This is a genomic window from Ignavibacteria bacterium (genome assembly GCA_015709655.1).
Lineage (GTDB): Bacteria > Bacteroidota > Ignavibacteria > Kapaibacteriales > Kapaibacteriaceae > OLB6.
This window is the reverse complement of the sequence record CP054181.1, coordinates 2531812-2557038: the sequence shown is the minus strand read 5'-3', so window position 1 is coordinate 2557038 and position 25227 is coordinate 2531812. Positions and strand designations below refer to the sequence as shown.

The window sequence follows — 25227 nt, the reverse complement described above, 5'->3', positions numbered from 1 at the left end:
ATGTGGATAACCGGCTCTGTTATTCAGTCTGCTGCAAGCAATGCAAGCCTAATAATTTCAACGCAGTCCGGAACAAAGGAGCTATTTGTCCACAGCGGGTTTTCAACATCTTTGGATGCTTTGTGGAAAGGGGCTCTGGTATCGGTCAAGGTTGCGTCAGATCAGAACACCTGTTCGCTCCTGTGTGTAGAACCCCATCATGTTATTGACATAACGGAGCTGTCGGAGTGCATAACAGCGTCCGGAGATGTGGAAAACCTTGCTTTGTTACGCAGATTTAATCCACGTGGCGTGTTTCCGGCAGCACTTCGGGGCTCGGCTGTAAACTATATGTTCGACGTTCTGGTTGCAACTCCTGAATTGTCAGATGCTGAGCTGCTGGTTCAGGTAAACAAACGTTTGGCTCTCCAGCTTGCCGCAGCCAACAACCAGCATTTTGCCGATGAAATTACGGTGTTTATTCCGGCAATACGCCAGGCTCTTGCAACCTGGCAGGGATGCAGTATTCGGGTGGAGCCACACGTAATTTCGGCGGCGGTAGGGCTGCAAGGCAGATTCGACATCCTGGTAAAAGACCGTTCGACCGGTGTAGAATCACTTGTTGAGCTAAAAACCGGCTCGGCACCCACAACAATCCGAACCAATCATGCAGCACAGGTTTCTGCCTATAATCTTCTGTACGAACTCCTCGTGGGCAAGCCCCCTTCCCAATCCCTGTTGTGGTACATCACCGATACCGGGAAACCGTTCCGTGCGGTTCCTCCGGAACTCAGCACCCAACTGCAGCAACGCATTATGAGTGTGCGTAACCGGCTGGTTTCTATTGAACACGACTTAGGAAAACGATCGTTTCGGGTGCTGCGGCAGTTAAGCGAATATTCACTGACTGCCGCCGGACCTGCTGCAAGTTTTGAAGAAGAATTTGCTGACGCATACAAGAATGCCGATGTTTACAGTCGGACTGCGGCACAAGCATGGATTTCACTGCTTACCAACGAGCAGTTCGCAGCTCGTGTTGGCAGTAACGGAACATCACGGTCAACTGCCGACCTGTGGCGACAGTCCATGGCCGAGAAAGAAACATCACCAGCAGTGCTGTACGGACTTCGTGTTCTAGAAGAGGGATCTGACGTTCGGACAATGCATCTTAAACTTGTTTATGATGATGAACGGACTCGCAAAACTGCAACGGCATTACGGAAAGGCGACCTGGTTCTACTGCACAGTTCCTTAAAAGACGATTCTGCCGCCCTCGAAGCGCAAACGACATTTGTATTACTCAAAGGGATTGTCCGCGACATCGGGCCAGGCAGTATCTCTGTTACCATCAGGAACAAACAAGCAAATGTTGCGGACTTACTGGAGAACACCTGGACGCTGGAAGCAGACGTCTCTGACGCAGGAATCCGGATGCTGTACCCCTCCATCATCCGGTTCCTCCAGGCTTCGGCAGAACGCCGGCACGCCATCCTTGGAATTACGCAACCACGTTTTGGTCCCGATGTACCGATTAGCAACTCTACGCTGCAACCCTTGCAGCAACACATTGTAAGCCGTGCACTTGCTTCTCAGGACTGGTTTCTCATTCAGGGTCCTCCCGGAACAGGAAAAACTTCTGTCATCCTGCGTACAATCGTCAACCACCTTGTATGCACCCCACAGAACGGTCAGCAGGAACGTTTGCTCGTACTGGCCTACACCAACCGGGCCGTAAATGAAATATGCACCGTACTTCAGTCTGTACTGCCCAAAGGAAGTATGTTACGGCATGGCAGCAGTTACACCATAGGCAGCGGGTTCGATGACGTTAACATACCCGCATTAGCAATACACACATCACCGGCTGACCTTGCCGAACGCATTCGGAATGCCAGGTGTATCGTCAGCACCATCCATGCCGTACACAGTCACCCCGAAATACTAACCTTTGGTAATTTCACAACCGCTATTATTGACGAAGCATCTCAAGTGTTGGACGTTCACCTTGCCGGAATTCTGGCATGCGTACAACGTCACATTTTAATTGGCGACCAGGCACAGTTGCCTCCGGTATTACAGCAGAGTCCGGCAGCACTTGCATTCAATTCGGACCTGCTCCGGGCAATGGGCTATACCGCGTTGGGCGACAGCATCTTTGAGCGTCTTGTTCAGATAAGCGAGCAAAACAAGTATCAGGGGGCTATGGCAACGTTGCGACACCAGGGAAGGATGCACCATGACATTATGCAATTCCCGTCGAAACAATTCTATGCAGGCAGGCTGGAAACGATAACAGGCCATCAGCAAAGCCGTATCCGTCTGCCCTGGCACAACCTTCTCCCCCATCGTTCATGCTACATTAACGCACCTGACATCGAAACCGAGGTTGAACTTGTCACCCGGTTAGCCATACTTTTTGCACAGTATGGCAGTGAGTACACACTCGGGATTATTGGTCCTTTCCGAACGCATAACCGAAATATCATAAACAATCTTAGCAGTACTATTGCTGAACACACAGTTGTTGATACCGTGGAACGCTACCAGGGCAGTCAGCGCAGCGTTATTATTTACAGCCCCGGTGCCCATCACCCTCATGAGGTTGACAGCATCACCTCTCCATACAAGGGTACCGACCGTAAACTGAACGTGGCAATCACTCGGGCACAGGAACAGTTTGTACTGGTTGGAAACGCAGCCATTCTGAGTGCCAACCCCAGTTATGCAGCCCTGTTTAAGCAGCTTCCGACCCCGCCCCAGATACCGGGTTGTTAGGGAAGAGGTTTGAGCGGGGAGTTAGGATTCGTATATTTGTGGCTCTCTATTTTTCACATTTTAATATCGCCCCTTTCCGGAACATGGAAAGTGGAGCTAGGGAACCACGATGAAGTATAATGGACCCAAAACAAAACTGAGCCGGAAGGTTGGTTTTGCAATTGCGCCAAAGGCGCGGAAAACGATGGACAGGAAGCCGGGAACACCCGGACAACATGGCAATGCCCGTCGGCGCCCCAAACAAAGTGACTATGCAAAGCAGTTGCTCGAAAAGCAGCGTCTGCGCTTGCAATACAACATCCACGAGCGACAGCTTACCAACACCATGGCTCGTGCCAACCGCGTTAAGGGAAACAAGGTTGACGTGTTGGTGCAGTTTCTGGAACAGCGTTTGGACGCGATTGTTTTCCGTGCAGGACTGGCACGCAGTATTTATGCAGCACGCCAGTACGTACGGCATGGCCATATCAATGTGAACGGCAAACGGGTTAACATGCCTGCTTACGCCGTCCAACCCAACGATGTGATTACTGTTAAGGAAAAGAGCCGGAAATTGGAAGCCTTCCAGGAAGCCATTCGCTCCTCAGCTCCCCCACCCTACCTTGACGTCAGCAAGGCTGATTTCTCAGCCAAGTTCCTCTACCTGCCTCCACGCGAGGAAGTACCGGTTGTCTGTGAAGTTCCGCTGGTCATTGAGTATTACAGCAGGTAACCCCTCCCACCCTAGCCTATCACTAAAACCCTGCGGGGCGGGTTTGAAACACCCGCCCCTAGGGCTTCGTATTGTTTTATTGATGTTTCGTAGGGCCGGCCACGCGGGGTCGGCCCTACGGGTTTAACGTTAATTTATGTTGTATCGTGGAGGGCGGATGCCATCCGCCCCTACGGGTTCGTGTCGATTTTAATGTTGTTTCGTGATGGCGTGGACATGGGTTCGTTCCAACGATATCATACCCCCACATTAACGGTTTAGCACAACCGCCCTACACATCCAAACCACGTCATACATTCCGAGCGGACGGACTAGGGCCCTCTGGGCCCCACCCCCACCTCCACCACCATCTCGCTTCACCACCTACCACTACAGCCCGGCCGGTCGGCTGCGAGTGCAGCCTACGTAAAATACCTTAGGAATTCCGGAGCAATTGCTGTGATAGAGAGTATATCAATGACAGTGAAGTGTGACATCCTAATTCGGCCTCTACAGTTATTCGTTATTTGTGTGGCTTCGCGGAGGGCGGATGCCATCCGCTCTTATAACGGTGTATCGATTGATATGTGGATCCCGTACAGGGCGACCACGTGGGGTCGCCCCTACGGCTCATGGTATTGTTTATAATGGTTTGTAGGGGCGGATTTCCCACCCCTACGGTATTGTATTGTTTTTTATCGTGTTTCGTGTGGGCCACGTGGGAGCGACCGTACAATATCACATCCATGTTTACAGGTTTACGCAAACCTCCTGCACCCCCAAACCACGTCATCTTTCCGGGCGGACGGACTGCGGCCCTTCGGCTTCCCCACCTCCACCACCATCGTGCTTCACCACCTACCACTACAGCTCGGCCGGTCGGCTGCGGTGTGCAGCCTACGTAAAGAACTCTATAAATTCCAATGCGATCACATTTAGTAATATGTATCGAAGCGCGTTGCTACTGTGACACCATACGGTATTCTCCTTCCTGATTTATGCACTAACCTTTTCTCTCCGTCACATTCCTACCCCATTCACGCACTATCTACCAGCAATTGCATCCGGATGTACTAATTCTCACCAGAGGTCGGCGTAGCTGACTGAAACAGAAAAGGTGTGTTGCGACCTGGCAAGGGCTTGGTGGTGGTGGCGGGGGAGGGCAGCCCGGAGCGAAGCGACGGGCGTGATGTGTGCCGTTGGAAGTGAGAGAGCGTGGCGTCGAAGACGGCAGTATGAGAAAACTTCGTGCGTGGAATCGCATAAATCCTGAACATCTTGTCCTGACTCATGGGGTTAGAGAACTTCCAAGATGCGCACGTGCTTGAGCCTGTTGCCCGTGGTAAGACTCAGATACCGCTTCACTAAGTAGATAATAGTAATCATTTCCATCATTATGATTGTAGCGTAAACAATGTGGTACGGCTGGTTGGGTCTGTCGAAACCACTAATACTGGGCGCGACCACATAGGGGGGCACCTACTCATTCCACCCTCTCCTACAGCACAATACTGAGTGTCACAAAGGTTTCACCGGTCCGTACGCGCAGCAGGTAGGCACCGCGGGGCTGGCGGCTGAGTACTGAGCTGAGATCGTAGCGGTTAAGGCCGGCAGTGCCGGCGCTGGCGGCAAGAACGGGATACGTGCGCCCGTCGGTGGTGACCAGCTCCGCAGATACCGTACACGGATCGTGAAGACGGACCTCGAGAATACTGCCGTGAAGCGTGGCCAAGACAGTATCTGTCAGGAACAGTCCACTTTCAACATTCGTTACAGTTGAATCAAGTGTTAGTACAAGGATTACTCCGTCACCGCCAGATAATACAAATTCTGGCTTACCGTCTCCGGTCTGATCGTTGATGGCAGTATAACCGGCTGCAGGTTGAATGCCCGTACCTTGAGGTTTGAAAGAAGCAAATGGGTGAGTCAGGTCATCGACTAGGCAAAATACCTGTCCGAAGCCTCCAATATGAAAAGCAACGACCGGCTTTTCTGTACCCAGTATGTGCCCGATATTCCAGGGATTATAAAACACCGTCCCTCGCACCCGTTCACCGGAGTGGACAAAGCGGCTGCCGGTAACATCGAACCGCTCTAAAACACCGGTGTTAAGCTCACTGTCGAGCTTGTAGATCAAAAACCAGTCACGCCTGGCTATCGTGTCCTGGACAACGGCTATGCAGGATTGCCCCGGAAAGCCATCGGCACGAATCGAATCCAGGGGCGTATAGCTAATCTCGACGCTGTCGGCAGTGCGATGCACCTGCAACTCACTCATCACCACCCAGGTGCGCCATACATCGGTATATTCATAGCTTACGCGATAGCCGCCGGCCGCCGTGCGCCACAGGGCTACGATACCGGTCACATCATTGCCCTGCGGGTCTTTGACCATCGGCAGGTACAGGATCCGCTCGCAGCCACGGCCCGCAGCAGGGCCACCACGGATCACACGCGCCGTGTAGCCACCTCCGCCAATATCACACACCAGGTCTTCGTAGCCGTCTCCATCGATGTCGCCAGAGAGATCAATGTTGATCCCACGTTCACCAGCTCCCCAGCAATTAATTTTATCGATTTCACGTTCAAGCTGAAATGGATACGTGTCGGAAAGACACCGATCAACGCGACCAGCCCAATCTATGTACTCTTTTGGTGGAATCCCGTCGTAGTCGAATAGGTCGAAGGATGCGCTCCACCCTATTACCGGACGCGTAGTATCAATACGGGGATAGGTAAAACAACCAAACCCACCTGAAGTAGTGGGGACAGCCAAAATGTTCATTCCGCCAACTCCACATGGGGAGACGAGGTATAGTGGTGGTCCAGCATTCCCCCCCACGACTTTTTTCCACAGCAGGGTAAACTCCCGGGCGCGGGATATATCTATGGGGGTAACCGGCTGTGCCACCAATGGCACAAGGGGCAGTAGCACGAGCAGAAAGCCTAAAGCACTACGGCGCAAGCCGTGAATAAAACGTCGGGCGGGAGTGTATCGATAAGTCATAAGAACTCCTGATGGAATATGTACCACATAAAGTAACACATAATTTCCTAATAACACGACATACAAATTTCTTGTCGCGCTCTCCCCCGGCCCCACCCCCGGCCCCCTCCCCAAACCCCTTCGGGCTTTAGGGAGGGGGAGCCAGATTCATAAGAGTTTTTGATAATAAATGTTGGGGAGCACGGCCGTGCGCGCGATATAAACAGACACATCTGTTTTTATCGTTATTATCGATATTATCGTTATTATCGATATTATCATTTTATATGATGTTTCGTAGGGGCGACCACGTGGGGCCGCCACTACGGCTCATGGTATTGTTTATAATGGTTTGTACGGGCGGGTTTCCCACCCATACGGTATTGTATTGTTTTTTATCGTATTTCGTGTGGGCCACGTGGGAGCGTCCGTTCAATATCGCATCCATGTTTACAGGTTTACACAAACCTCCTGTACATCCAAACCACGTCATACATTCCGAGCGGACGGACTGCGGCCCTGGACTGTTGGCACGGTTCGACCGAGCAGAACATCTGTGCATTACCGTAAATGTAGATACCAACCTGCTGGGACGAACTCGGATGGTCAGCCAACACTGGTGGTTACGTCAAGCCCGGATACCGAAACCAAGGCCATCCTCTTACCCAAGCCCCTTCCCATTAAATTTCACATTTTTGTAGCTTCTTGTTTCATTTATAATACTGGTATTCGATGGCCGGACATAGTAAGTGGGCTAATATCAAGCATCGCAAGGCTGCGGTTGATGCACGTCGCGGCAAATTATTCACAAAGGTTAGCAAGGAGATTATTGTTGCCGCCCGGCTTGGCGGCGGTGATCCTGAAGGTAACTCGCGTCTGCGCATGGCAATCCAAAACGCCCGGGCGGTTTCGATGCCGGTTGACAATATAAAACGCGCAATTCAGCGTGGTACGGGCGAGATTGAAGGTGTCACCTACGAAGATGTTACGTACGAAGGTTATGCAGCCGGAGGCGTAGCCGTCATGGTTGAGTGTACCACCGAAAACCGGAATCGGACCGTACAGGAGGTCAGGGCTACGTTTTCGAAATATGGAGGAAATCTCGGCGAAACAAATAGCGTTCTCTGGAATTTTAACCGCATGGGCGAAATCGTCCTGAATTCTTCCCTGCCCGAAGATACTCTCTTTGAAATTGCCGTTGATTCCGGGTGCTCAGATGTTGATATCCTCTTTGATGAAGGGGCTGTTGCAGGCGCCGTCCTCCATTGTCCGGTAGATTCCCTCCAGTCTGTTACCGAGGCTCTTGAAAAAGCTGGTCTGGAGGTCTCGGAACAACATCTCGCCTATGTCCCCAATACAAAGGCTACCGTTACAGATCCTGACACTATAAAGAAGATTATTAAATTGCTGGATGTATTTGAGGATAATGACGATGTTCAGCAGGTTTTTCATAATGCCGATTTGCCGGATGATGCCGAATGACGATTCTTGGTATTGACCCCGGCTCGGTAGTGTGTGGCTATGGGGTAATAACGGTTTCAGGGTCGGTGCTGGAAGTAGTTGAATTCGGAGCCGTGCAGGTGAAACGAAGGGCTGAATCGTTTCCTGAGCGCCTGTGCGAAATTTATGAACGTCTTACAGCAGTAATCACCCGTACAAACCCTGTGGCCTGCGCCATGGAAGCTGTCTTCTTCGCTAAAAATGTCCGCAGCATCGTCCAGCTCTCACAGGCACGCGGCGTTGCCATGCTTGCTTGTGCACAGGCCGGCCTGAGACCCGTAGAGTACACTCCAATGCAGGTTAAACGTAGCGTTACAGGCCGGGGTGCAGCGTCGAAACCCCAGGTCGCGGCAATGGTTCAGGCAATCCTCAATCTTCCCGAAACACCCCGGCCATACGATGCTACCGATGCACTGGCTGTGGCAATCTGCTATGCAATGAATAAAGGTAAGACACCGGCACCGGTTCCTCAGACACGTAAAAAAGGCGCAAGGGCACAGTGGACGGAGTTTGTGCGCAATGGCCGGTAATTTAATGTCGACTCTGGGTTAGCATGGCCAAAACCGTAAGTTTGTACTCAAATCGCAGTCTGTAATAACATTCCAATGTGAAAGGTACATTATGGCAGCACGTATTGCCATTAACGGTTTTGGTCGCATAGGCCGCTTAGTTTTCCGAATCATCAAAAACCGGGGTCTCAACGTTGATATTGTGGGTATTAACGACCTGACGAATGCCGCTACACTGGCACATTTGCTTAAGTACGATAGTTCGCACGGCCGGTTTAATGGTAGCGTGTCGGTTCAGGATTCAGTACTGACCGTGAATGGTGACGCAATTACAATCTCTGCTGAAAAGAGTATAGATGCACTGCCATGGAACAACCTGGACCTGGTGATCGAAGCAACGGGCGTGTTTACAAAAACAGATCAACTGAAGGGTCACCTGAAACATGCTAAAAAAGTTTTGTTAACGGCTCCGGCAAAAGATAAAATTGAGTCCACGATCGTGCTGGGTGTAAATGACAATACGCTTACCGGTTCGGAGGAGATCATCAGCAATGCGTCGTGCACCACAAACTGCCTTGCACCAATGGTGAAAGTACTGCTGGATAATTTCGGAATCGAGCGTGGCTATATGTCAACCGTTCACGCCTATACCAACGATCAGCGGATACTTGACCTGCCCCATAGCGATCTACGCAGAGCACGTGCCGCTGCAGTGAACATTATTCCTACAAGCACGGGGGCTGCAAAGGCGTTAGGATTGGTTATACCAGAAATTCAGGGAAAACTGGATGGACTGGCGTACCGTGTCCCTGTTGCTGATGGCTCACTGACCGATTTTACCGCCATTCTATCAAAGGACGTTACTGCTGACGAGGTAAACGCCGCCTTCAAACAGGCTGCCGAGACGTCGCTGCAGGGCATCCTTGAATACAGCACCGATCACCTGGTAAGCTCGGATATCGTTGGTAATCCCCATAGCTGCATCTTCGATAGTAAGCTTACCAATGCCAACGGTAATCTGGTGAAAATCGTTGGATGGTATGACAATGAATGGGGCTATTCTAATCGTATTGTCGACGTGATGTCTCGCGTTATCGGATAGTATATTTTATTATGATCAAGAGTATTGCCGATATCCAGGTTCACGGTAAAAGGGTTCTTACTCGAATTGACGTTAATGTCCCACTTGATTCCGACGGAGTTGTTGCCGACGACACCAGGATCAGGGCCTGCATCCCAACAATTCGCAGTATTGTTGACAGAGGTGGCATTGCCGTGCTGGTAAGCCATCTTGGACGTCCAAAAGGAAAACCACAACCGGCGTTCACTCTTTCTCCGGTTGCCGAGCGGTTGTCATTGCTTCTTGGGCAGCCGGTACCTCTTGCCCCTGATTGCGTGGGCGCCGAAACCGAAGCCATGGTTGCCGCCATACAGCCGGGTGGAGTGATTCTGTTGGAGAACGTGCGGTTTCATGCCGAAGAAGAAGCTAATAATACTGAGTTTTGTGCACAACTGGCACGTTTGGGAGACGTGTACTGCAACGACGCCTTTGGTACGGCACACAGAGCGCATGCCAGCACTACTGGCGTTGCTGATTTATTTGGCGAGGTGTGCGCCGGCTTGCTGATGCAACGTGAGCTTGACTACCTTGGCACTGCCCTTGCACATCCGCAGCGTCCGTTTGTAGCCATCCTTGGCGGATCCAAGATCACCGGAAAGATCGACGTTATCACGGCCTTACTGACCAAGTGCAATACTATCCTGATTGGTGGCGGCATGATGTTCACGTTTCTTAAAGCGCAGGGCCTTGAAATCGGAACCTCGCTGGTGGAAGATGATAAGCTGGAGCTTGCAGCAAGCATCCTGCATCAGGCCGATACAGGCAACGTGCAACTTTTGCTTCCCGTTGATACCGTTGTTGCCAGACAATTCAGTAACGAAGCCCCCTTCCATACGTGTCCGGTCACCGATATTGAACCCGGCTGGATGGGTTTGGATATTGGTCCTGAAACAGCGGCATCGTACTCTAAGATTATCATGGAGGCACGAACAGTACTCTGGAATGGTCCAATGGGCGTTTTCGAGATGAGCAACTTTGCTACAGGCACGCGTTCCATTGCCGAGGCCATGGCACAGGCAACCCGGAATGGAACTGTTACCATTGTAGGCGGAGGTGATAGCGCGGCGGCGGCTGCCCAATTCAACGTAACCTCAAACGTCAGTCACGTTTCAACCGGCGGTGGTGCATCGCTGGAATTTCTCGAAGGCAAATCCTTACCGGGTGTTATGGCACTCGACCGAACGTATGAGGTATAATCAGTACAGTGGCGGCGGAGGTGGTGGCTTCAGTGTCTTCCCGCCAGTTATTAAATTTTTATTGTTTGCTAATGTTGGCATCTTCTTGATCACCGGGCTGCTCGACCTCCGGGTTGGTAGTATGATGCTGGGCGATGCTGCAATAGAATACTTCGCCCTATGGCCTTTTAACGGTGGGTTTCAACCGTGGCAGCTTATTAGCTACCAGTTTCTGCATGGTGGTTTTTCGCACATCCTGTTTAACATGTTTGCCTTATGGATGTTTGGCATGGAGCTGGAAAACGTATGGGGCTCCCGCCGGTTTGGTGTGTACTACCTGCTTAGCGGTATTGCTGCCGGCATTGTACATCTGCTGGTGTCATTGGCCACCGGCTCTGCTCCGGTTCCAACACTGGGAGCTTCGGGTTCAATTATGGGTGTCCTACTTGCCTTTGGTATGCTCTTCCCAGACCGACCGGTGATGATGTTTCCGATATTCTTCCCTATCCCTGCCCGGATCTTCGTGCTTGGCTACGCAGCATTAGACCTTATCCTTGGCGTTACCAATGCTGCCGACGGAGTTGCTCACTTTGCTCACCTTGGCGGTGCGCTTGGTGGCTTCCTGCTGATAAAATTCGGTGAGCCACTCTTTCGGTGGATCGACACGCTGGGTTCGTCAACTGCAGGTACACGCCAACAATCGTCGTTTACTGATGTCCGCTACCGTGACGTTGAACCTCAACACCATGCACAGCGAAACGTAACGGTGCATTATGTTTCACCCGATGCAAACCGTGAGGCTCACGAACCTCCACCTGCAAAGCGGGAGACTGCAACCAGGTTTGTTGTTGACGGTGAGAACATTTCTCAGGAACGTATCGACGGAATTCTGGATAAAATTTCACACGGTGGATACCATTCACTCACCGAACGCGAAAAGTTTATTCTCTTTGAGGTTAGCCGTCAGTTATGATTGCCTCGCGAAGGCCAACTATTCAGGTACCGGTTGGAAAAACCTGGATTGGGAGCAACTATCCCATCCTTGTTCAGAGCATGACCACAACCAACACAATGGATACCCAAGGTACTATCAACCAGGCTATCCGGATGATACAGGCAGGATGCGAGCTTGTTCGAATCACGGCCCCTTCACAAAATGAAGCTAAGAATTTAGAGAATATCAAGAAGGGACTTCGGGAAAGGGGCTTCACCACTCCGCTGGTTGCAGATATACACTTTACACCCAATGCCGCCGAAATTGCCGCCCGCATTGTAGAAAAAGTGAGAATTAACCCCGGGAATTATGCCGATAAAAAGCAATTTGCTGTTCTTGAATATACCGATGCATCGTACCAGGCAGAGTTAGATAAAATTCGCAAGCGCTTTGTACCACTGTTAAAAATCTGCAAGGAATACGGAACAGCACTTCGTGTTGGCACCAACCATGGCTCGCTGAGTGACCGCATTGTAAACCGGTATGGCGACAACCCCGAAGGCATGGTGATCAGTGCCCTGGAATTCCTCACCATTGCTCACGATGAAGGGTTCCATGACATCGTCGTCAGCATGAAGAGCAGTAACCCGATTGTTATGATTCAGGCATACCGCCTGTTTGTTCAACGTTGTGCCGAAATGGGGTTACCGGCATATCCATTGCACCTTGGTGTAACGGAAGCCGGCGATGGTCCGGATGGACGGATCAAGAGCGCTATCGGGATCGGTACACTGCTGCAGGAGGGCCTGGGTGATACCATCAGAGTCTCCCTTACCGAGGCACCTGAAGCCGAGATGCCGGTGGCTTCAAAGCTGGCGGGACATTCAGGAGTGGTGCACAATATGTCGAGTTTCGCAGACAGTCCGACCGCCGTTGAGTATCATAAACGAAATACATGTACTGTTGCCAATCTCGGCTCTGAGCACCTGCCCCGCGTCGTGGCTGATATTTCGGAATGTGGCATCAGCTCGCCTGCAGAGCTGGCTGCGTTTGGTCATACATTCAACCATGCCACACAAACATGGACAGCGTCTGACCAGCCGGCAGAATACTTCTACGTTGGCAATAGCCCCCTTCCATTTCACGCTCCTACCCATACAAGACAGTGGGTTGACTATGATGTGTGGAAGTCAATGGAACATCGAGTCTTTGCAGCACCGGTACTAACGCCTGACGAGTTCAACAGTAATCAAGATCTGCATCCGGTTTTAAACGTTGTCAGGTTATCGGCAGGACGGATTTCCGACATCCTTCCATGTGCGTATAACAGAACCGTGGTGCTGTGGCTGGTAGCGCCTGCCGATACCTATACAAGGGATATGCGTTCAGCACAAACATGGCTAACGAAGCACAATTGTACATTGCCGATAGTTGTTCAGCGCATCCCATTTGATAATGAAGTTGATGATAACGAGATTCATTTATTATACACTGCCACCGATATTGGTAGCCTTTTTGTTGACGGTTTTGGAAACGGTATTGTAATAAACACCCCTTCCGATTACACTGCAGCTTCCGCAGAAATGTCATTAGCCTACGGAATTTTGCAAGCCGCCCGCCTGCGAATTACAAAAACAGAATTCATCAGCTGTCCTTCATGCGGGCGCACACAGTTCGACCTCATGGAAACCACTGCTCAGATTCGGGCTGCTACCGATCATCTGAAAGGCGTGAAAATCGGTATCATGGGATGCATCGTAAATGGTCCCGGCGAGATGGCCGACGCTGATTACGGGTATGTTGGAGGCGGACATGATACCATCACCCTATACCGCGGACAAGAAGTTGTGCAGCGTGGTATCGACACTGCACATGCATTAGACGCTCTTATTGCATTGCTCAAAGAAGATGGGAAGTGGATAGAGCGTCCGCAAGACGGTATTGCCTAACAGCAGATATCCGATTTTCTCTGCGTTTACCCGTTATTCCACCATTGCTTCGAGTCCGCCGAATCCGGCACATTGATCTTTTGTTATACTCCTTGATAGTTTTGTAATTACTGGCCACTGCCCACTAACCACTAACCACTGACCACTAACCACTGGACACTGCCCACTAACCACTGCCCACTGCCCACTAACCACTAACCACTGACCACTGACCACTGACCACTAACCACTGACCACTAACCACCAACCACTGCCCACTAACCACTGACCACTGCCCACTGCCCACTAACCACTAACCACTGCCCACTGACCACTAACCACTGACCACTGACCACTAACCACTGACTACCTACAACGGCTGAGGGCAAACATTTCTCTGCCGGCTGGTATTTGACCTACGGACGAACTTTTCGCAGCGGGTACAGGCAGGACGGTTCAGCAGATTGTAATTGTCCTCTGCTAGGCGCACCTCCCAAACAGGCATATTCGGCTGGCATTAGTGCGGAATGGCTGCTTTCACAACAAAGCACCTGGCGTGAGAGCCTGGTGTTGCGTGCCGGATACAGATACTCAGAATTGCGGTACGATGAATCCGGCGACCGAATACCAATGGTCACTGACGATGGCACGTTAGTAGCAACTGACATTGGTCAAACTGTCGATATCGATGTTACACAGATTGAATTCGCATTTCTTGGTAAAGTAAATTTGTTTGATACAGATATTGAAATCCTTGCCGGCCCATCGGCTGGATTTAGCAGGCATGCCCTCCGCACTCAAAAGATGCATTTAATTCCGGAAGCGAAATTCGATACCACTCTCTTTCGCCCGGGAGATATAGAATTCCTTGATAATGGTACAGCCATTGTCACCAGCAAAGACAACATTTCTGACCTGTACCCCCTGCGTTGGGCACTACAACTTGGCACACAGTACGACCTACGTTTTGGCCGTTTGCACATAATCCCCGGCATAGGATTCATAGCTGATTTAACCGGGATCAGTCCAAGTACGTTAAGTCTTCGCACTCATCAACTTTCGGGCAGCTTGGACGTTAGGTGGACATTGTTTTAAGCTCGCTCTGACGGGGTGTAGTAAATCTGCAACGGTGCATTGCCTGTACACCAAACAATTCCGTTATTGATTCATTGGCAGAGTCGGCACTTTTCAAGGTATCGTGCATCACGATTTTCAGTTCAAGCGCTCTTTCGTAATTGCAGAGTGGATAATGTGAAACCGTGTTGTTGATAATAATGCCGTTTGTAAAAGGATATCTTCACTTCGTTCTCTGAACCAAGAACTGCCCTTTTAAACCCTAACGAGCTAAGACAACAGGGTGGAAACTACATTGGAAAAACACAAAACAAAAGACATATTCAATGACTGTGTAAACGGCTGCTCCGATCATCGTGGTGTTTAATTGCTCAGCGATCAATCCAAACAATTGATAAACTAGCACAGTAAATTCAAGGAGAATCAAGCATTCGGATCAACAAGAATGCACCGACCAACAAAAAGTTAGAGCGGAAGATGAATACTACTCCGTATCTGTTTCCGAATCAGCGATAGTAACTGTGAGGAATCATAGTAGGGAAAAGGAATTATCCAATAGCAGGAAATCATTTCAACAGAAACACGATGAATTTGTTACTAACCATGGTTTGAGTGATTGAAAAGAAAATTCACAGTTGATTTCTCTTCGTTAGCCTCTACGTGAAGCTGGAGGCAATTGATTTCCAATCCAATGTTAGTACAATAGGGATGGGCTTTAGCCCATCCCTATTGTAATTGTAAGATGAATCCATCATCTCTTAATTCAAAACCTCAGGACGGCCGCAGCACCTGTAACAGCAGGCATATGTTCGCTTTCAAGAACGTGTACCTTGCCGCCCTTTCGCAGAACAAGTACTGCCAGGTCGTCCAGTGCATCATTGATGTCTGGTTGGTCTATGTCGTCAAACGCAATGTTACCGGTTACAGGGTCAACCGTACCCGGAATCTGTCTGCTTGCTTCCACAAACAATTGTGCCACACGACCTTCGGCTGCTGCCTTGGCGATATCGGCAATTTGGTCAGCCCCTAAGCCCCTTACCGCAGCAGTGTGATAGTCTTCGATAAGACGCTTACTGTACGATGTTGTGTATGGTTCGATGATTTCCCATGCGCGGTGAACCAGCTCTTTATGGGCAATGCCTTCGGGATGAACTTCAACTGACTCTAACAATACATTTGGATTTTTCCGAACCCTCTGAAAAATACCAATTTGCTTAGCAAGCCCGACAAGTATCAGTGGCAGACCTGAATTGTGGGAGACGTGGTTTAACAGCTCACGGTCAACAATACGGTAGAATCGTTCGGTATCGTTGTCAATTTCATCCTGGCGTGACGTACTCGAAACAGCCTGTGCAGAGCCGCCAACAGTAACATGTGCTGTTTGTTGCTCTGTTTTTTCAGCACCAAGAGCTGCTTCCAATGTTAGCGGAACGTCCGGGCCCAGATCAAGCTCTGTCAGTCCGAGTCTGTCACCTTCGTACACGTGAATACGGTCGCGTGTTAGCGTAACAACATTATACCGGGTCAGGGTTTGCATGATCCGTAGCAGTGGTTTAACATGGAATGATTTTGCAACAACAGCAGTATCGGGTACCGGACGTTCAAGATGTTCGGCGTGAAAGAAACCGGGGGACGAGAAAACTGCAATCCCCTCCTTCCTGGCATTCCAGAAATCTTCATCTTCAAGAAGGGCATGAAATGGTGCCAGGTATTCTTCGATCTTTTCAGGGAGATACGCCCGATGCAGTGATTCGTTTAACCGCCGTACCATGGCGCGGTACCGTGCAGGATCATCACGGCGTTCCGGCTGTGTACGATGGGTGTGTACATAAACACTCATGCACGGACCCGACTGTGCCGACAGCAGTTGCTGAATTACTGAATGCTTAGCAGAAATCATAAAGCCCCCTCACAAAATGGTTTGATTAACGTGGTGCAACAAGAAAGATGCATCTGGAGATGCACTCAAGCACACGGATATTGACGAACCTCCTGGGGAGTTCTTGTTAATGCCGAGCTCAGGGCTGACAATAAAAAAAGGTCCATCTCACAATGAGAAGGACCTTGCATTTCCATTATCCTGTATGCGTTACGGTACCGTGCAGGCAGCGCTGCGTACCGTGGATGTTAACAGTTGAAAACTTTAGGCCTGCGGCGCTGCAGCGTCGGCAGTTGCGGCTGCATCGGTGGCTGATTCTCCACCGGCAGCACGGTGCGGTACGCACGTTACAACCACGCTTTCGCCTTTTTCCAGAAACTCGATGCCGGCAATAGAAAGGTGCGAGATATGAATTGACTGGTTCACATCAAGACTGGTGATGTCAACATCAATCCGCTCGGGCATCTTTGTGGGGTCAGCCATCACACGGGCTTTATACAGAACCTGCTCTAGTACGCCGCCGTTGCGAACGCCAACAGCCTGTCCCGTAAGGTGCAGCGGTATTTCAACCTGAATTTTATGGCCGGCAGCTACTGCCAGCAGATCAAAATGGACAATTGAGTCCGTGATCGGATCGAACGAAACATCCTTGAGGATGCACGGGACGCCTTTCTTGCCGTCAACCTCAAGGCTGATAACCTTTGCTTTTGATGTGTACACCACCGGACGCAGACTAAGCGTTGGCACTGAGAAGTGAACGGGTTCTGCGTTATTTCCATAGTACACACCCGGAACACGGTCGTTCGTGCGAAGCTGCTTGGCAGTCTTCTTACCGGGAATTCTGGATTCTGCTGTTAAAACAATGTCACTCATAGTATTTCTCTGTTTCTTTGGGGAAGGGGCTTAGGTTAATGTAAAAAGTTACGATTGGATTTTCTCAAAGAGAGAACTTATACTTTGATTTTCATGTGTCCGGATAATTGCTTCGGCAAATAAACCGGCAACACTAATAACTTCAATTTTCGAATTCGTGGATTTCAACGGAATTGTGTCAGAAACAAAGACCTTTGAAATAGCTTGCGATTCCTCAATTTTCTTTAGAGCATCACCACTAAACACCGGATGCGTACACACTCCAATCACCGATGTTGCGCCCGCATCCTTCATAGCTTCAGCACAACGCACAAACGTTGTTCCGGTATCGATAAGGTCATCCACAACAACGATATTTTTCCCCTTGGCATCACCGATGATGTTCATCACCTCGGCGTCGTTATGCTTTGGTCGCCGCTTGTCCACCACTACCAGGTCGATATTCTCACCCAGCATTTTGGCATACGATCTGGCATTCTTAACTCCACCAACATCGGGCGAAGCTACTGTTATCGGATCGGCCACATGCATTCGAACTGTATCAACACTTACGGTTGAGGCATAGAGGTGATCAACCGGGATATCAAAGAAGCCCTGCAACTGCGGCGTATGCATATCCATTGTAATGATTCGGTTTGCACCGGCATTCGTCAGTAAATCTGCAACCAGCTTTGCCGTGATTGCCACCCGTGGTTGATCCTTCCTATCCTGCCGGGCATACCCGAAGTATGGAATCACTGCCGTGATGTTATGTGCCGACGCACGTTTTGCCGCGTCGATCAGCATAAGCATTTCCAACAGGTTATCAGCCGGTGCAAATGTTGACTGTACAATGTACAGGTCAACGCCGCGAACGTTTTCCTCGTATTTAACCCAGATTTCGCCATCGCTGAAGTTGCGAATGGTTACACAGGCTAATTCACGCTGTGTAGCCAAGGCAATCTTTTGGGCAATATCAGGATTTGACCTGCCCGAAACAATCTTAATTTCAGCGCTCACTGGTGTTAGATAGAAGATCGGGGGATGCTGGGGCGGCTGGATTCGAACCAACGAATGGCGGAACCAAAATCCGCTGCCTTACCACTTGGCGACGCCCCAAAAATGCGGGTCCGTTAACGCGTGTCCTGTGCCACGAACGGCAACAAGCCCAGATGGCGGGCATACTTGATAGCCCGTGTTACCCTGCGCTGTTGCAATGCCGTTACACCGGTAATTCGACGCGGAAGAATCTTACCCTGGTCGTTGGTAAACCGACCAAGAAACTTAGGATCCAAATAGTCAATCAACCGTGACTGCTTCAGTGGATTGTTACGCTTACGAGGCTGATTCTTTTTTTGCCGGAACGGCGAATTAATGGTGTTCGGATTAGGCACCTGCGCCTGACGCGTTGGATTTGTGATACTCATAATTACTTCCCTGCCTCCTTGGAATCACGAGCAGCCTTGCTCTTGGCCAGACGCTTGTTAAAGCGGTCTACACGACCGGCTGTGTCAATAAGCATCTGCTTGCCCGTAAAGAACGGGTGACTCTTGGAGTCGATTTCTAAAACCATACGGTCACTTTTGTAACAGGACCGCGTCTTAAATGTTGAACCATCGGTCATCACAACTTCGATGGTCTTATATGCCGGATGAATACCCTTCTTCACTGGTTACCTCGAAAATGTGTTGGGGTCAATCTGACCAATGTCATCTACTTTAACAAAACGTTCAACGTATTTAACCGTTCCGCTTTCGGAACGATACGCCTTGATTACTTTGACACTCGTTTTCTGCTGTCCGGACTTCTTGGACATCTTGTCACCGAATGTTTGCGATTTCGCCATTGCTTCCTCTGGTCGCTATAGTGTAGTTGATTTTGAGAACAACAAAGATACGGTTACATCTGTTTAGGAGCAAACACCGTGGGAAAAAAGTAGGGGTTTATGGGGTGTTTTTTATGCTTAAAGTGGCCAAATACACTAATTTCGTTCAATGATTGAGCCCCTTCCCTATCAAATTGAAGTGATAAAAATCGGCGGTTCGGTCCTGAATTCCGTTATCGGCTTCCGCCAAATGGTAGATATCGTAAAACTCAGACTGCACGGTCTGCAGGTAGCGGCGCCGGCGGGTGGACGCTTGGTTGTGGTCGTGTCGGCCTTCGCAAATACAACCCGTACCCTGGAAACGGCATGCCGGCTTGCCGAGTTGGGAGACATTCAGGGGGCTTTAAGCGGCTGCTCCGAACTAATGCTGCTGCACCGCAGTCTGGTGCAGGAGCTGATGCCGGAATCTGCTGCAGGCGAAGCTCTGATTACACTTCTGGCGTCGGTGGAAATGGAAATCCGACAGGTTCTGCGCGGTATTGCAACAGTTCGGCAATGTACACCGCGCTCGCTGGACAGGGTGCTGGCAATGGGTGAACTGCTGGCGTTGCATATTTCGAAACATGTAATCTCCGATAGCGGTATCAATGCGGGGTGGGCAGATGCGCGCAGATTCGTGGTAACCTCAGGAACGTTTGGTGCTGCTGAACCACTTGTTGAGAGGACGGGAGCAATGGTGCGCACACACGTATGGCCACTGTTGCAGACGTTTGACTGTCTGGTTACTCAGGGGTTTGTGGGTGCTACAAGCGATGGGATAGTTACAACGATGGGCAAGGAAAGCTCGACGCTGACAGCAACGTTACTTGCAGAACTGCTAGACGCTACGTCCGTAACATTATTTACTGATGTGAACGGTGTACGCAGTGCCGACCCAAAGGTAGTTGACTCCACAATATGTCATCACCGTTTGTCGTTCCAGCAAGCCGAACTGGCAGCACACCATGGGCTGAAACTTCTCTACCCAACAACAATCGGACCTGCGTGGCGTGCCGCGATCCCGGTCAGCATCGTAAACGCATTTCATCCCTCTGGTGAATCAACCACCATAAGTTCAGATGGACCGACCCGGGCACCAATCGTTATTATTAAACACGTTGAGAATATGTTGGCAAGAGTTACACTATGTCTGGCCTCTCCGCGTGAAGCTCTGATCGTACTGGGCCAACTGGCCACTGAGTTCGACACCGCAGGCACGTGGCACGTTACGGCCAACCCTACCGAACCCATTGTTTCGGTTGCCCTCCCACACGATCAGGCGGTATCCGTAGCTTTGCGGATGCATGAAATGATCCTATCACCATTGCGTCAGGACTAAACCATGATACAACACACCAAGATCCCTGTTACCGAATTTGTTCCGGGTGAAACCTATAAATTCAGCATGAATGGTATCGACCTGTACTCAGCTACGGTCACGAAATTCCACGGCGGTTGCTGGGCAACCGTGCGGGTGGAGTCGTGCCTGTATGAACCGATGAGTGCACACTACCAACCGGGAACCGAGCTCGACATCAAGGTGGCAATGTATGAAGTTACACAGTTACCTCAGCAGGTGTAGCACGTTAGGAGCTACTGCAAGACTTATTCGGAAGCTGCTTTAATCTTCTTTAAAATGGCATCCATCATCTGACGGTCCAGAAGACCGTTGCCATACCAGAAGTGAACCTGGTTTGTAATGAACTCCTCAAACCCGCTGAGCTCAGAACGAAGGATGATCTTGGTGTTCCGTACGCCTTCTTCCTTAACGTTTACCTTGAACTGGATGCGTCCAGTAATCCAGATCCCCCCCCGAATTCGGGGTATTTCACCGTACTTCTCCATTCGATAGCGTGTGCTGTCTTCACCGGTTGACAAAATACAGTAGTCGCTCACATATACACCACGGTAAAACCCAGTTTCCTCTACCGGTTCAATGACTTTATCGGTTTGTGGCTGTGGGCATCCGAATTCGGTCATTGACTCCTTAATCGCGTCCCACACCTTCCCAAAGGAAACATCAACTGTTTCGGTAAGCACGATTTGTTCCTGCTCATTCTTGGCAAAAACGGTAACGGCACCAAGGACGAGAAATATTAAAAGTAACTGCTTCATTGCTCTGTATTGATGAATGGAACTTTACTAACAAACAATAACGATGTTCAATGTCCTCGGATATTGCATTACACGGCTACCGGCTGTTTATTTGAGTTGATTTGTACGCTCACAACTTTCGAGACAGCGGGCTCTTCCATGGTAACGCCATACAGCGTGTCAGCAGCTTCCATCGTACGTTTATTGTGTGTAATCATTAGGAACTGCGTGTTTTCCGAAAACTTACGAATGATTTTTAAATACCGGTCAATATTGGCATCGTCGAGCGGGGCATCCACTTCGTCAAGAATACAGAACGGACTTGGCTTAACCAGGTAAATCGAAAAGAGCAGGGCAATGGCCGTGAGGGTTTTTTCGCCACCGGAAAGCATTTCGATGCTGTGAGGACGTTTACCACGCGGCTTTGCAATGATCTCGATCCGTGAGTCCAGCGGGTCGTTATCCTCGGTTTCTACCATCGTCAGATCCGCTTCGTCGTCCTCACTGAACAAGAGCTTGAATAAGTCGCCGAAGTTAGCCCGAATTCTGTCGAACGTGCTTACAAACAGTTCACGTGCCGTCTGGTTGATTTCCAAAATCGTCTGTAGCAGCGTTTTCTCGCTCTCGAGCAAGTCCTGAAGTTGGGCCGACATGAACTGGAGCCGCTCGTTCTCGCGCTGGTGTTCTTCCAGTGCAAGAAAGTTCACGTTACCCATCATTGTTAGCTTCTTCCGAAGTTCCTGACTTTGCTGTACGGTCTCTTCTTTGTTAAACGAGTCGTACCATTCCTGGCTGACCTCTTCGCCTGTGGATGTTTCAGACTTTTCAACGTCCATTTCATCCACCACACCGTTATCACTAACCGGTTGATGCAGCATACCGGTTTCATCACCGGCGGGGCCTGTTCCTTCTGCATCGGAACCCGCTCCATTTTCCGGGATCTCAGCAGATCTGCCGTCGCCATGTACCACCAACTGGGCTCCGGATTCCGGCGTGGTTTCGGCGGGCTCTGTAAGCAAGGCAATATGTTGTTCAAGCGTGTTTTTCTTTAACTCAACTTCGTGAATATCGCGAATGATGCTGTCAGAGATTTTTCGCTGATCGCGAACGATTTCGTTACAACGGAGTACTGTTTGTGAGCTCTCCTGCAATTCTTTCTCAATCTGTACACGACCGGCAACCACGTCGGCAACCTGCGCCGCAATTTTCTCTGCCTCAGCTTCCTTGGTCTGCAACTCTGCGTTAAGAGCGGCGATGGTAGCGATGAGCTGTTCTTTTTCGCGCGAGCGGTGTTCGTTGCGCTGACTGATGGTGAGCTTGTAATCGGTAAGGCGACGTTGCTCTGAGTGTAATGACTGAAGTTCGCCTTCCAGACGCACCACTTCGATATCAGCCTGGCGTGCAGCCAGAATGCACTCAGCATGCAAAGACTCGGCACGCAGTACCTGCTCGTCCGCTGCCGATAGCTCGGAGGCCAGAGCAGTGATTTGCTCATCATGGCTGGCAAGTATCTGAACTGTATGAGCAATGTTCTGCTCCAGAGTAACCATATCATCCTGCAGTGACGCAGCTTCCTGCCCATAACCTTGAGCCGCTGATTCAAGTTCGGCCAGTTGCGCGGAGTACGCATCAATTTTCTGCTGAACCGCATTGCGGGAAACCGTTGCCTGCCGTACAATTTCTGACAATTCAGCCAGGTTGATGGAGGCGTATTCGGAGCGGTACGTGGCTGCAAGACCGGTTGCATCGGCAATCTGTTGATCAAGTGTCTCAATCCGCTTGCCCAACTGTTCAATCCGTTCACGCCGCCCTACTCGTACACCTTCCGTCTGCGTAGTACTGCCTCCACGTACAGCTCCGACCTTATGAACAACTTCACCGGAGAGAGTAACTACACGGTCAGCAACACCATTGCGAATTGCTTCCCATGCTGCACTAATCGTAGAGGTAATCAACGTACTCCCAAGAATGCCACGCACTGCGCTACGCAGCTGATCATCGGCAATCACCAGTTCACTTGCCCAGCCAACCACTCCGTGCTCAGAAGTAATTGTAGGGGGCTGAGGCACAACCGGAATGCTGTCCCGGCACAAGAATGTTGCCTTCCCTACCTTGTTTCGCAGTAGTGCTTCAATTGCCTGGTCGGCCTCCGGCCGGGACGAGACAACAAAGTATCGTGCCGCATCACCCAGCGCTGCTTCGATGGCTACACGGTGTTCATCGGCTGTATTCAATGCTTCCGCCAGTGTGATTTTGTCGGTACTGGGCTTCCACTCCTGGGTTTTCAGCAGGAAGCCGGAGCTTTCGGCGGTATCAACCAGGCCCACAAGAAACTCAAGCGAAGCCTGGGTATGGGCTTTGTCGGCACGGAGTGTATCTAATGAAACCTGAATTTCATCTTGTTTAGTTTGCAACTCATCACGCCGGCTGTGCGCCTGCTTCAGTTGCTTCTCTGCTGCTTCTAAAGCATGTTGCAGGTCAGGCAGCAACCTTCCCTGTTCAGAAGCAACGGCAGTTATCTCAGCAATTCGTGCATGATGTCGTTCTGCCATGGCACGTAGTTCGTGCCGACGGCGGCTGCTGTTTTCGTACCGTACTTTTAAAACGTCGTGTTCGCGCTTGGCAGCCCCGGTTTCACGTTGAAGGTTTTGTTCACGCGCCCGGATTTCAGCAACTGCTCGTCTGGCCTCTTGCACGGTATACAGTGCACTATCGACAATGTTCTGTTTTTCATCCTTTTGATTTCGTGCGTCGCGCAATTGACCTTCAGCCGCTGCAGCCTGCGAAAGAACGTGGTGGAGTTGCTCACTCGTTGTTGACTGCTCGCCGGTGCTTTCATCATGTTCACGGGCAAGACGGGCTACTGACCGTTCGGCGGCAGTGATGCGCTCACGGCACACCGAGAGCTCACCACTAATGGTACCGTGGTATGTTTTCAGATCGCCTTCACGTTGCATAGCCTGCCGTGCAGATTCTTCCGCAGCACCGTGCCGCGTTTCGGCTTCCATCAACGCTGCCTCGGAATTTGTCAGTGACAATGCTGATTCCTGTTGCCGGCCCAGAAGCTGTTCCAGCGATGCAGTAACAACCGCATGCTCGCTACGCAGGCTAAACAGTTCGTACAAAAACAAATCATGCTCCAGTTGCCTGAGTGTACCCGAGATCTCCTGATGCTGCCGTGCTTTTTCGGCCTGGCGTCCAAGGGAGTTAACAGTTTTTTGCACTTCCCGCACAATGTCCTGCACCCGCGCGATATCACGCTGTGCTGCTTCAAGTTTACGTTGTGCTTCCTTGCGCCGAACCTTGTACTTGGTTACCCCGGCAGCCTCTTCAAATAAATGTCGACGCTCATCTGCTTTATCACTGAGAATTGTTTCTATCATCTTCAGCTCGATCACCGAGTAGGCGTTGGCGCCCACACCGGTATCCATAAACAATTCTACGATGTCTTTCAGCCGGCAGACCGTACGGTTCAGTAAATACTGACTTTCACCGCTTCTGAAGAGGCGACGTGTAATGACGACCTGTGAATACTCCGTTGGCAGAACCTGCTTGTTATTTTCAATCGTAAGGCTTACTTCAGCCATGCCCAATGGCTTGCGCGCCTTGGAACCGTTAAAGATGACCTGCTCCATGTTATCGGCCCGGAGCATACTTGTTTTTTGCTCTCCCAGCACCCAACGGATAGCGTCCACGATATTGGTTTTGCCACACCCGTTTGGTCCAACAATCGCTGTAACGCCATCGTTAAATGACAGTTCGGTCTTCAAGCCAAAGCTCTTGAAGCCAACCATTTCAAGTTTACTTAGATACATGACCTACAATTTCGGAATATCGGGTTAGATTCAGCGCAAAAAGCCGAAAAAA

At 50.4% G+C, this 25227-nt stretch carries 20 protein-coding genes and 1 tRNA gene; 11 read left to right on the top strand and 10 right to left on the bottom strand.

From position 1 onward, the window contains the following. On the top strand, positions 1 to 2754 hold the full coding sequence (locus HRU79_10305; GenBank protein ID QOJ27012.1) for an AAA family ATPase: 2754 nt from the start codon (positions 1 to 3) through the stop codon (positions 2752 to 2754). A gap of 109 nt (positions 2755 to 2863) precedes the next feature. After that, positions 2864 to 3466, top strand: a complete 603-nt coding sequence (gene rpsD / locus HRU79_10300) for a 30S ribosomal protein S4 (protein ID QOJ27011.1) — start codon at positions 2864 to 2866, stop codon at positions 3464 to 3466. 1477 nt (positions 3467 to 4943) lie between these two features. On the opposite strand, the gene HRU79_10295 is transcribed toward rpsD, so the two are convergent. Then, positions 4944 to 6452 carry a hypothetical protein gene (locus HRU79_10295; protein ID QOJ27010.1) on the bottom strand — a complete coding sequence of 503 codons (1509 nt, stop codon included), beginning with the start codon at positions 6450 to 6452 and terminating at the stop codon, positions 4944 to 4946. A 711-nt stretch (positions 6453 to 7163) separates the two neighbouring features. Here HRU79_10295 and HRU79_10290 point away from each other — a divergent pair. From HRU79_10290 to HRU79_10260, 7 genes are all read left to right on the top strand, one after another. Continuing rightward, on the top strand, positions 7164 to 7913 hold the full coding sequence (locus HRU79_10290) for a YebC/PmpR family DNA-binding transcriptional regulator (protein ID QOJ27009.1): 750 nt from the start codon (positions 7164 to 7166) through the stop codon (positions 7911 to 7913). Then, entirely contained in the window at positions 7910 to 8461 is a 552-nt protein-coding gene (gene ruvC, locus HRU79_10285; GenBank protein QOJ27008.1) for a crossover junction endodeoxyribonuclease RuvC, read from the top strand. The genes HRU79_10290 and ruvC overlap by 4 nt, the downstream gene beginning before the upstream one ends. Positions 8462 to 8549: 88 nt before the next feature. Further along, the gene (gene gap / locus HRU79_10280; protein QOJ27318.1) at positions 8550 to 9542 is read left to right on the top strand and encodes a type I glyceraldehyde-3-phosphate dehydrogenase; all 993 of its coding nucleotides are present in this window, start codon (positions 8550 to 8552) and stop codon (positions 9540 to 9542) included. A gap of 8 nt (positions 9543 to 9550) precedes the next feature. Next, complete coding sequence (locus HRU79_10275; GenBank protein QOJ27317.1) at positions 9551 to 10756, top strand: phosphoglycerate kinase; 1206 nt, start codon at positions 9551 to 9553, stop codon at positions 10754 to 10756. Next, positions 10746 to 11708 (top strand): rhomboid family intramembrane serine protease, encoded by a 963-nt coding sequence (locus HRU79_10270; protein ID QOJ27007.1) that lies wholly within the window; start codon positions 10746 to 10748, stop codon positions 11706 to 11708. Before HRU79_10275 ends, HRU79_10270 begins: the two co-directional genes overlap by 11 nt. Further along, complete coding sequence (gene ispG / locus HRU79_10265; protein ID QOJ27006.1) at positions 11705 to 13618, top strand: (E)-4-hydroxy-3-methylbut-2-enyl-diphosphate synthase; 1914 nt, start codon at positions 11705 to 11707, stop codon at positions 13616 to 13618. Before HRU79_10270 ends, ispG begins: the two co-directional genes overlap by 4 nt. A 390-nt stretch (positions 13619 to 14008) precedes the next feature. After that, the gene (locus HRU79_10260) at positions 14009 to 14692 is read left to right on the top strand and encodes a hypothetical protein (protein QOJ27005.1); all 684 of its coding nucleotides are present in this window, start codon (positions 14009 to 14011) and stop codon (positions 14690 to 14692) included. A 742-nt stretch (positions 14693 to 15434) separates the two neighbouring features. Here HRU79_10260 and HRU79_10255 read toward each other — a convergent pair. The 7 genes from HRU79_10255 to HRU79_10225 form a co-directional block, all read right to left on the bottom strand. Then, positions 15435 to 16571: a hypothetical protein gene (locus HRU79_10255; GenBank protein QOJ27004.1), complete on the bottom strand. Its 1137-nt coding sequence runs from the start codon at positions 16569 to 16571 to the stop codon at positions 15435 to 15437. Positions 16572 to 16814: 243 nt separating this feature from the next. Continuing rightward, complete coding sequence (locus HRU79_10250) at positions 16815 to 17423, bottom strand: 50S ribosomal protein L25 (GenBank protein QOJ27003.1); 609 nt, start codon at positions 17421 to 17423, stop codon at positions 16815 to 16817. Positions 17424 to 17471: 48 nt separating this feature from the next. After that, positions 17472 to 18422, bottom strand: a complete 951-nt coding sequence (locus HRU79_10245) for a ribose-phosphate pyrophosphokinase (protein ID QOJ27002.1) — start codon at positions 18420 to 18422, stop codon at positions 17472 to 17474. Between the two features lie 27 nt (positions 18423 to 18449). After that, positions 18450 to 18521: transfer RNA gene (locus HRU79_10240), tRNA-Gln, on the bottom strand. A gap of 14 nt (positions 18522 to 18535) precedes the next feature. Beyond that, complete coding sequence (locus HRU79_10235) at positions 18536 to 18829, bottom strand: 30S ribosomal protein S18 (protein ID QOJ27001.1); 294 nt, start codon at positions 18827 to 18829, stop codon at positions 18536 to 18538. A gap of 2 nt (positions 18830 to 18831) precedes the next feature. Continuing rightward, the gene (gene rpmE / locus HRU79_10230) at positions 18832 to 19071 is read right to left on the bottom strand and encodes a 50S ribosomal protein L31 (protein ID QOJ27000.1); all 240 of its coding nucleotides are present in this window, start codon (positions 19069 to 19071) and stop codon (positions 18832 to 18834) included. A gap of 3 nt (positions 19072 to 19074) precedes the next feature. Continuing rightward, a complete protein-coding gene (locus tag HRU79_10225; protein QOJ26999.1) occupies positions 19075 to 19248 on the bottom strand; it encodes a hypothetical protein in 174 nt (57 codons plus the stop codon). A gap of 148 nt (positions 19249 to 19396) precedes the next feature. Between HRU79_10225 and HRU79_10220 the strand changes: the two genes are divergently transcribed. Further along, complete coding sequence (locus HRU79_10220) at positions 19397 to 20605, top strand: hypothetical protein (GenBank protein QOJ26998.1); 1209 nt, start codon at positions 19397 to 19399, stop codon at positions 20603 to 20605. Positions 20606 to 20608: 3 nt separating this feature from the next. Further along, positions 20609 to 20848, top strand: a complete 240-nt coding sequence (locus tag HRU79_10215) for a hypothetical protein (protein ID QOJ26997.1) — start codon at positions 20609 to 20611, stop codon at positions 20846 to 20848. A gap of 23 nt (positions 20849 to 20871) precedes the next feature. Here the strand turns inward: HRU79_10215 and HRU79_10210 are convergent, their stop codons facing one another. Together HRU79_10210 and smc are read right to left on the bottom strand one after the other, a co-directional pair. Continuing rightward, on the bottom strand, positions 20872 to 21381 hold the full coding sequence (locus tag HRU79_10210) for a hypothetical protein (GenBank protein QOJ26996.1): 510 nt from the start codon (positions 21379 to 21381) through the stop codon (positions 20872 to 20874). Positions 21382 to 21449: 68 nt separating this feature from the next. Further along, positions 21450 to 25175, bottom strand: a complete 3726-nt coding sequence (smc, locus tag HRU79_10205) for a chromosome segregation protein SMC (GenBank protein QOJ26995.1) — start codon at positions 25173 to 25175, stop codon at positions 21450 to 21452. Between the last annotated feature and the right edge of the window lie 52 nt (positions 25176 to 25227).

Bases quoted from the DNA above. Each gene is read 5' to 3' on its own strand.
- HRU79_10305 (QOJ27012.1), top strand. From the start codon at position 1: ATGTGGATAACCGGCTCTGTTATTCAGTCTGCTGCAAGCAATGCAAGC.
- rpsD (QOJ27011.1), top strand. From the start codon at position 2,864: ATGAAGTATAATGGACCCAAAACAAAACTGAGCCGGAAGGTTGGTTTT.
- HRU79_10295 (QOJ27010.1), bottom strand. From the start codon at position 6,452: ATGACTTATCGATACACTCCCGCCCGACGTTTTATTCACGGCTTGCGC.
- HRU79_10290 (QOJ27009.1), top strand. From the start codon at position 7,164: ATGGCCGGACATAGTAAGTGGGCTAATATCAAGCATCGCAAGGCTGCG.
- ruvC (QOJ27008.1), top strand. From the start codon at position 7,910: ATGACGATTCTTGGTATTGACCCCGGCTCGGTAGTGTGTGGCTATGGG.
- HRU79_10270 (QOJ27007.1), top strand. From the start codon at position 10,746: ATGAGGTATAATCAGTACAGTGGCGGCGGAGGTGGTGGCTTCAGTGTC.
- ispG (QOJ27006.1), top strand. From the start codon at position 11,705: ATGATTGCCTCGCGAAGGCCAACTATTCAGGTACCGGTTGGAAAAACC.
- HRU79_10255 (QOJ27004.1), bottom strand. From the start codon at position 16,571: ATGATTTCTGCTAAGCATTCAGTAATTCAGCAACTGCTGTCGGCACAG.
- HRU79_10250 (QOJ27003.1), bottom strand. From the start codon at position 17,423: ATGAGTGACATTGTTTTAACAGCAGAATCCAGAATTCCCGGTAAGAAG.
- HRU79_10235 (QOJ27001.1), bottom strand. From the start codon at position 18,829: ATGAGTATCACAAATCCAACGCGTCAGGCGCAGGTGCCTAATCCGAAC.
- HRU79_10225 (QOJ26999.1), bottom strand. From the start codon at position 19,248: ATGGCGAAATCGCAAACATTCGGTGACAAGATGTCCAAGAAGTCCGGA.
- HRU79_10220 (QOJ26998.1), top strand. From the start codon at position 19,397: ATGATTGAGCCCCTTCCCTATCAAATTGAAGTGATAAAAATCGGCGGT.
- HRU79_10215 (QOJ26997.1), top strand. From the start codon at position 20,609: ATGATACAACACACCAAGATCCCTGTTACCGAATTTGTTCCGGGTGAA.
- HRU79_10210 (QOJ26996.1), bottom strand. From the start codon at position 21,381: ATGAAGCAGTTACTTTTAATATTTCTCGTCCTTGGTGCCGTTACCGTT.
- smc (QOJ26995.1), bottom strand. From the start codon at position 25,175: ATGTATCTAAGTAAACTTGAAATGGTTGGCTTCAAGAGCTTTGGCTTG.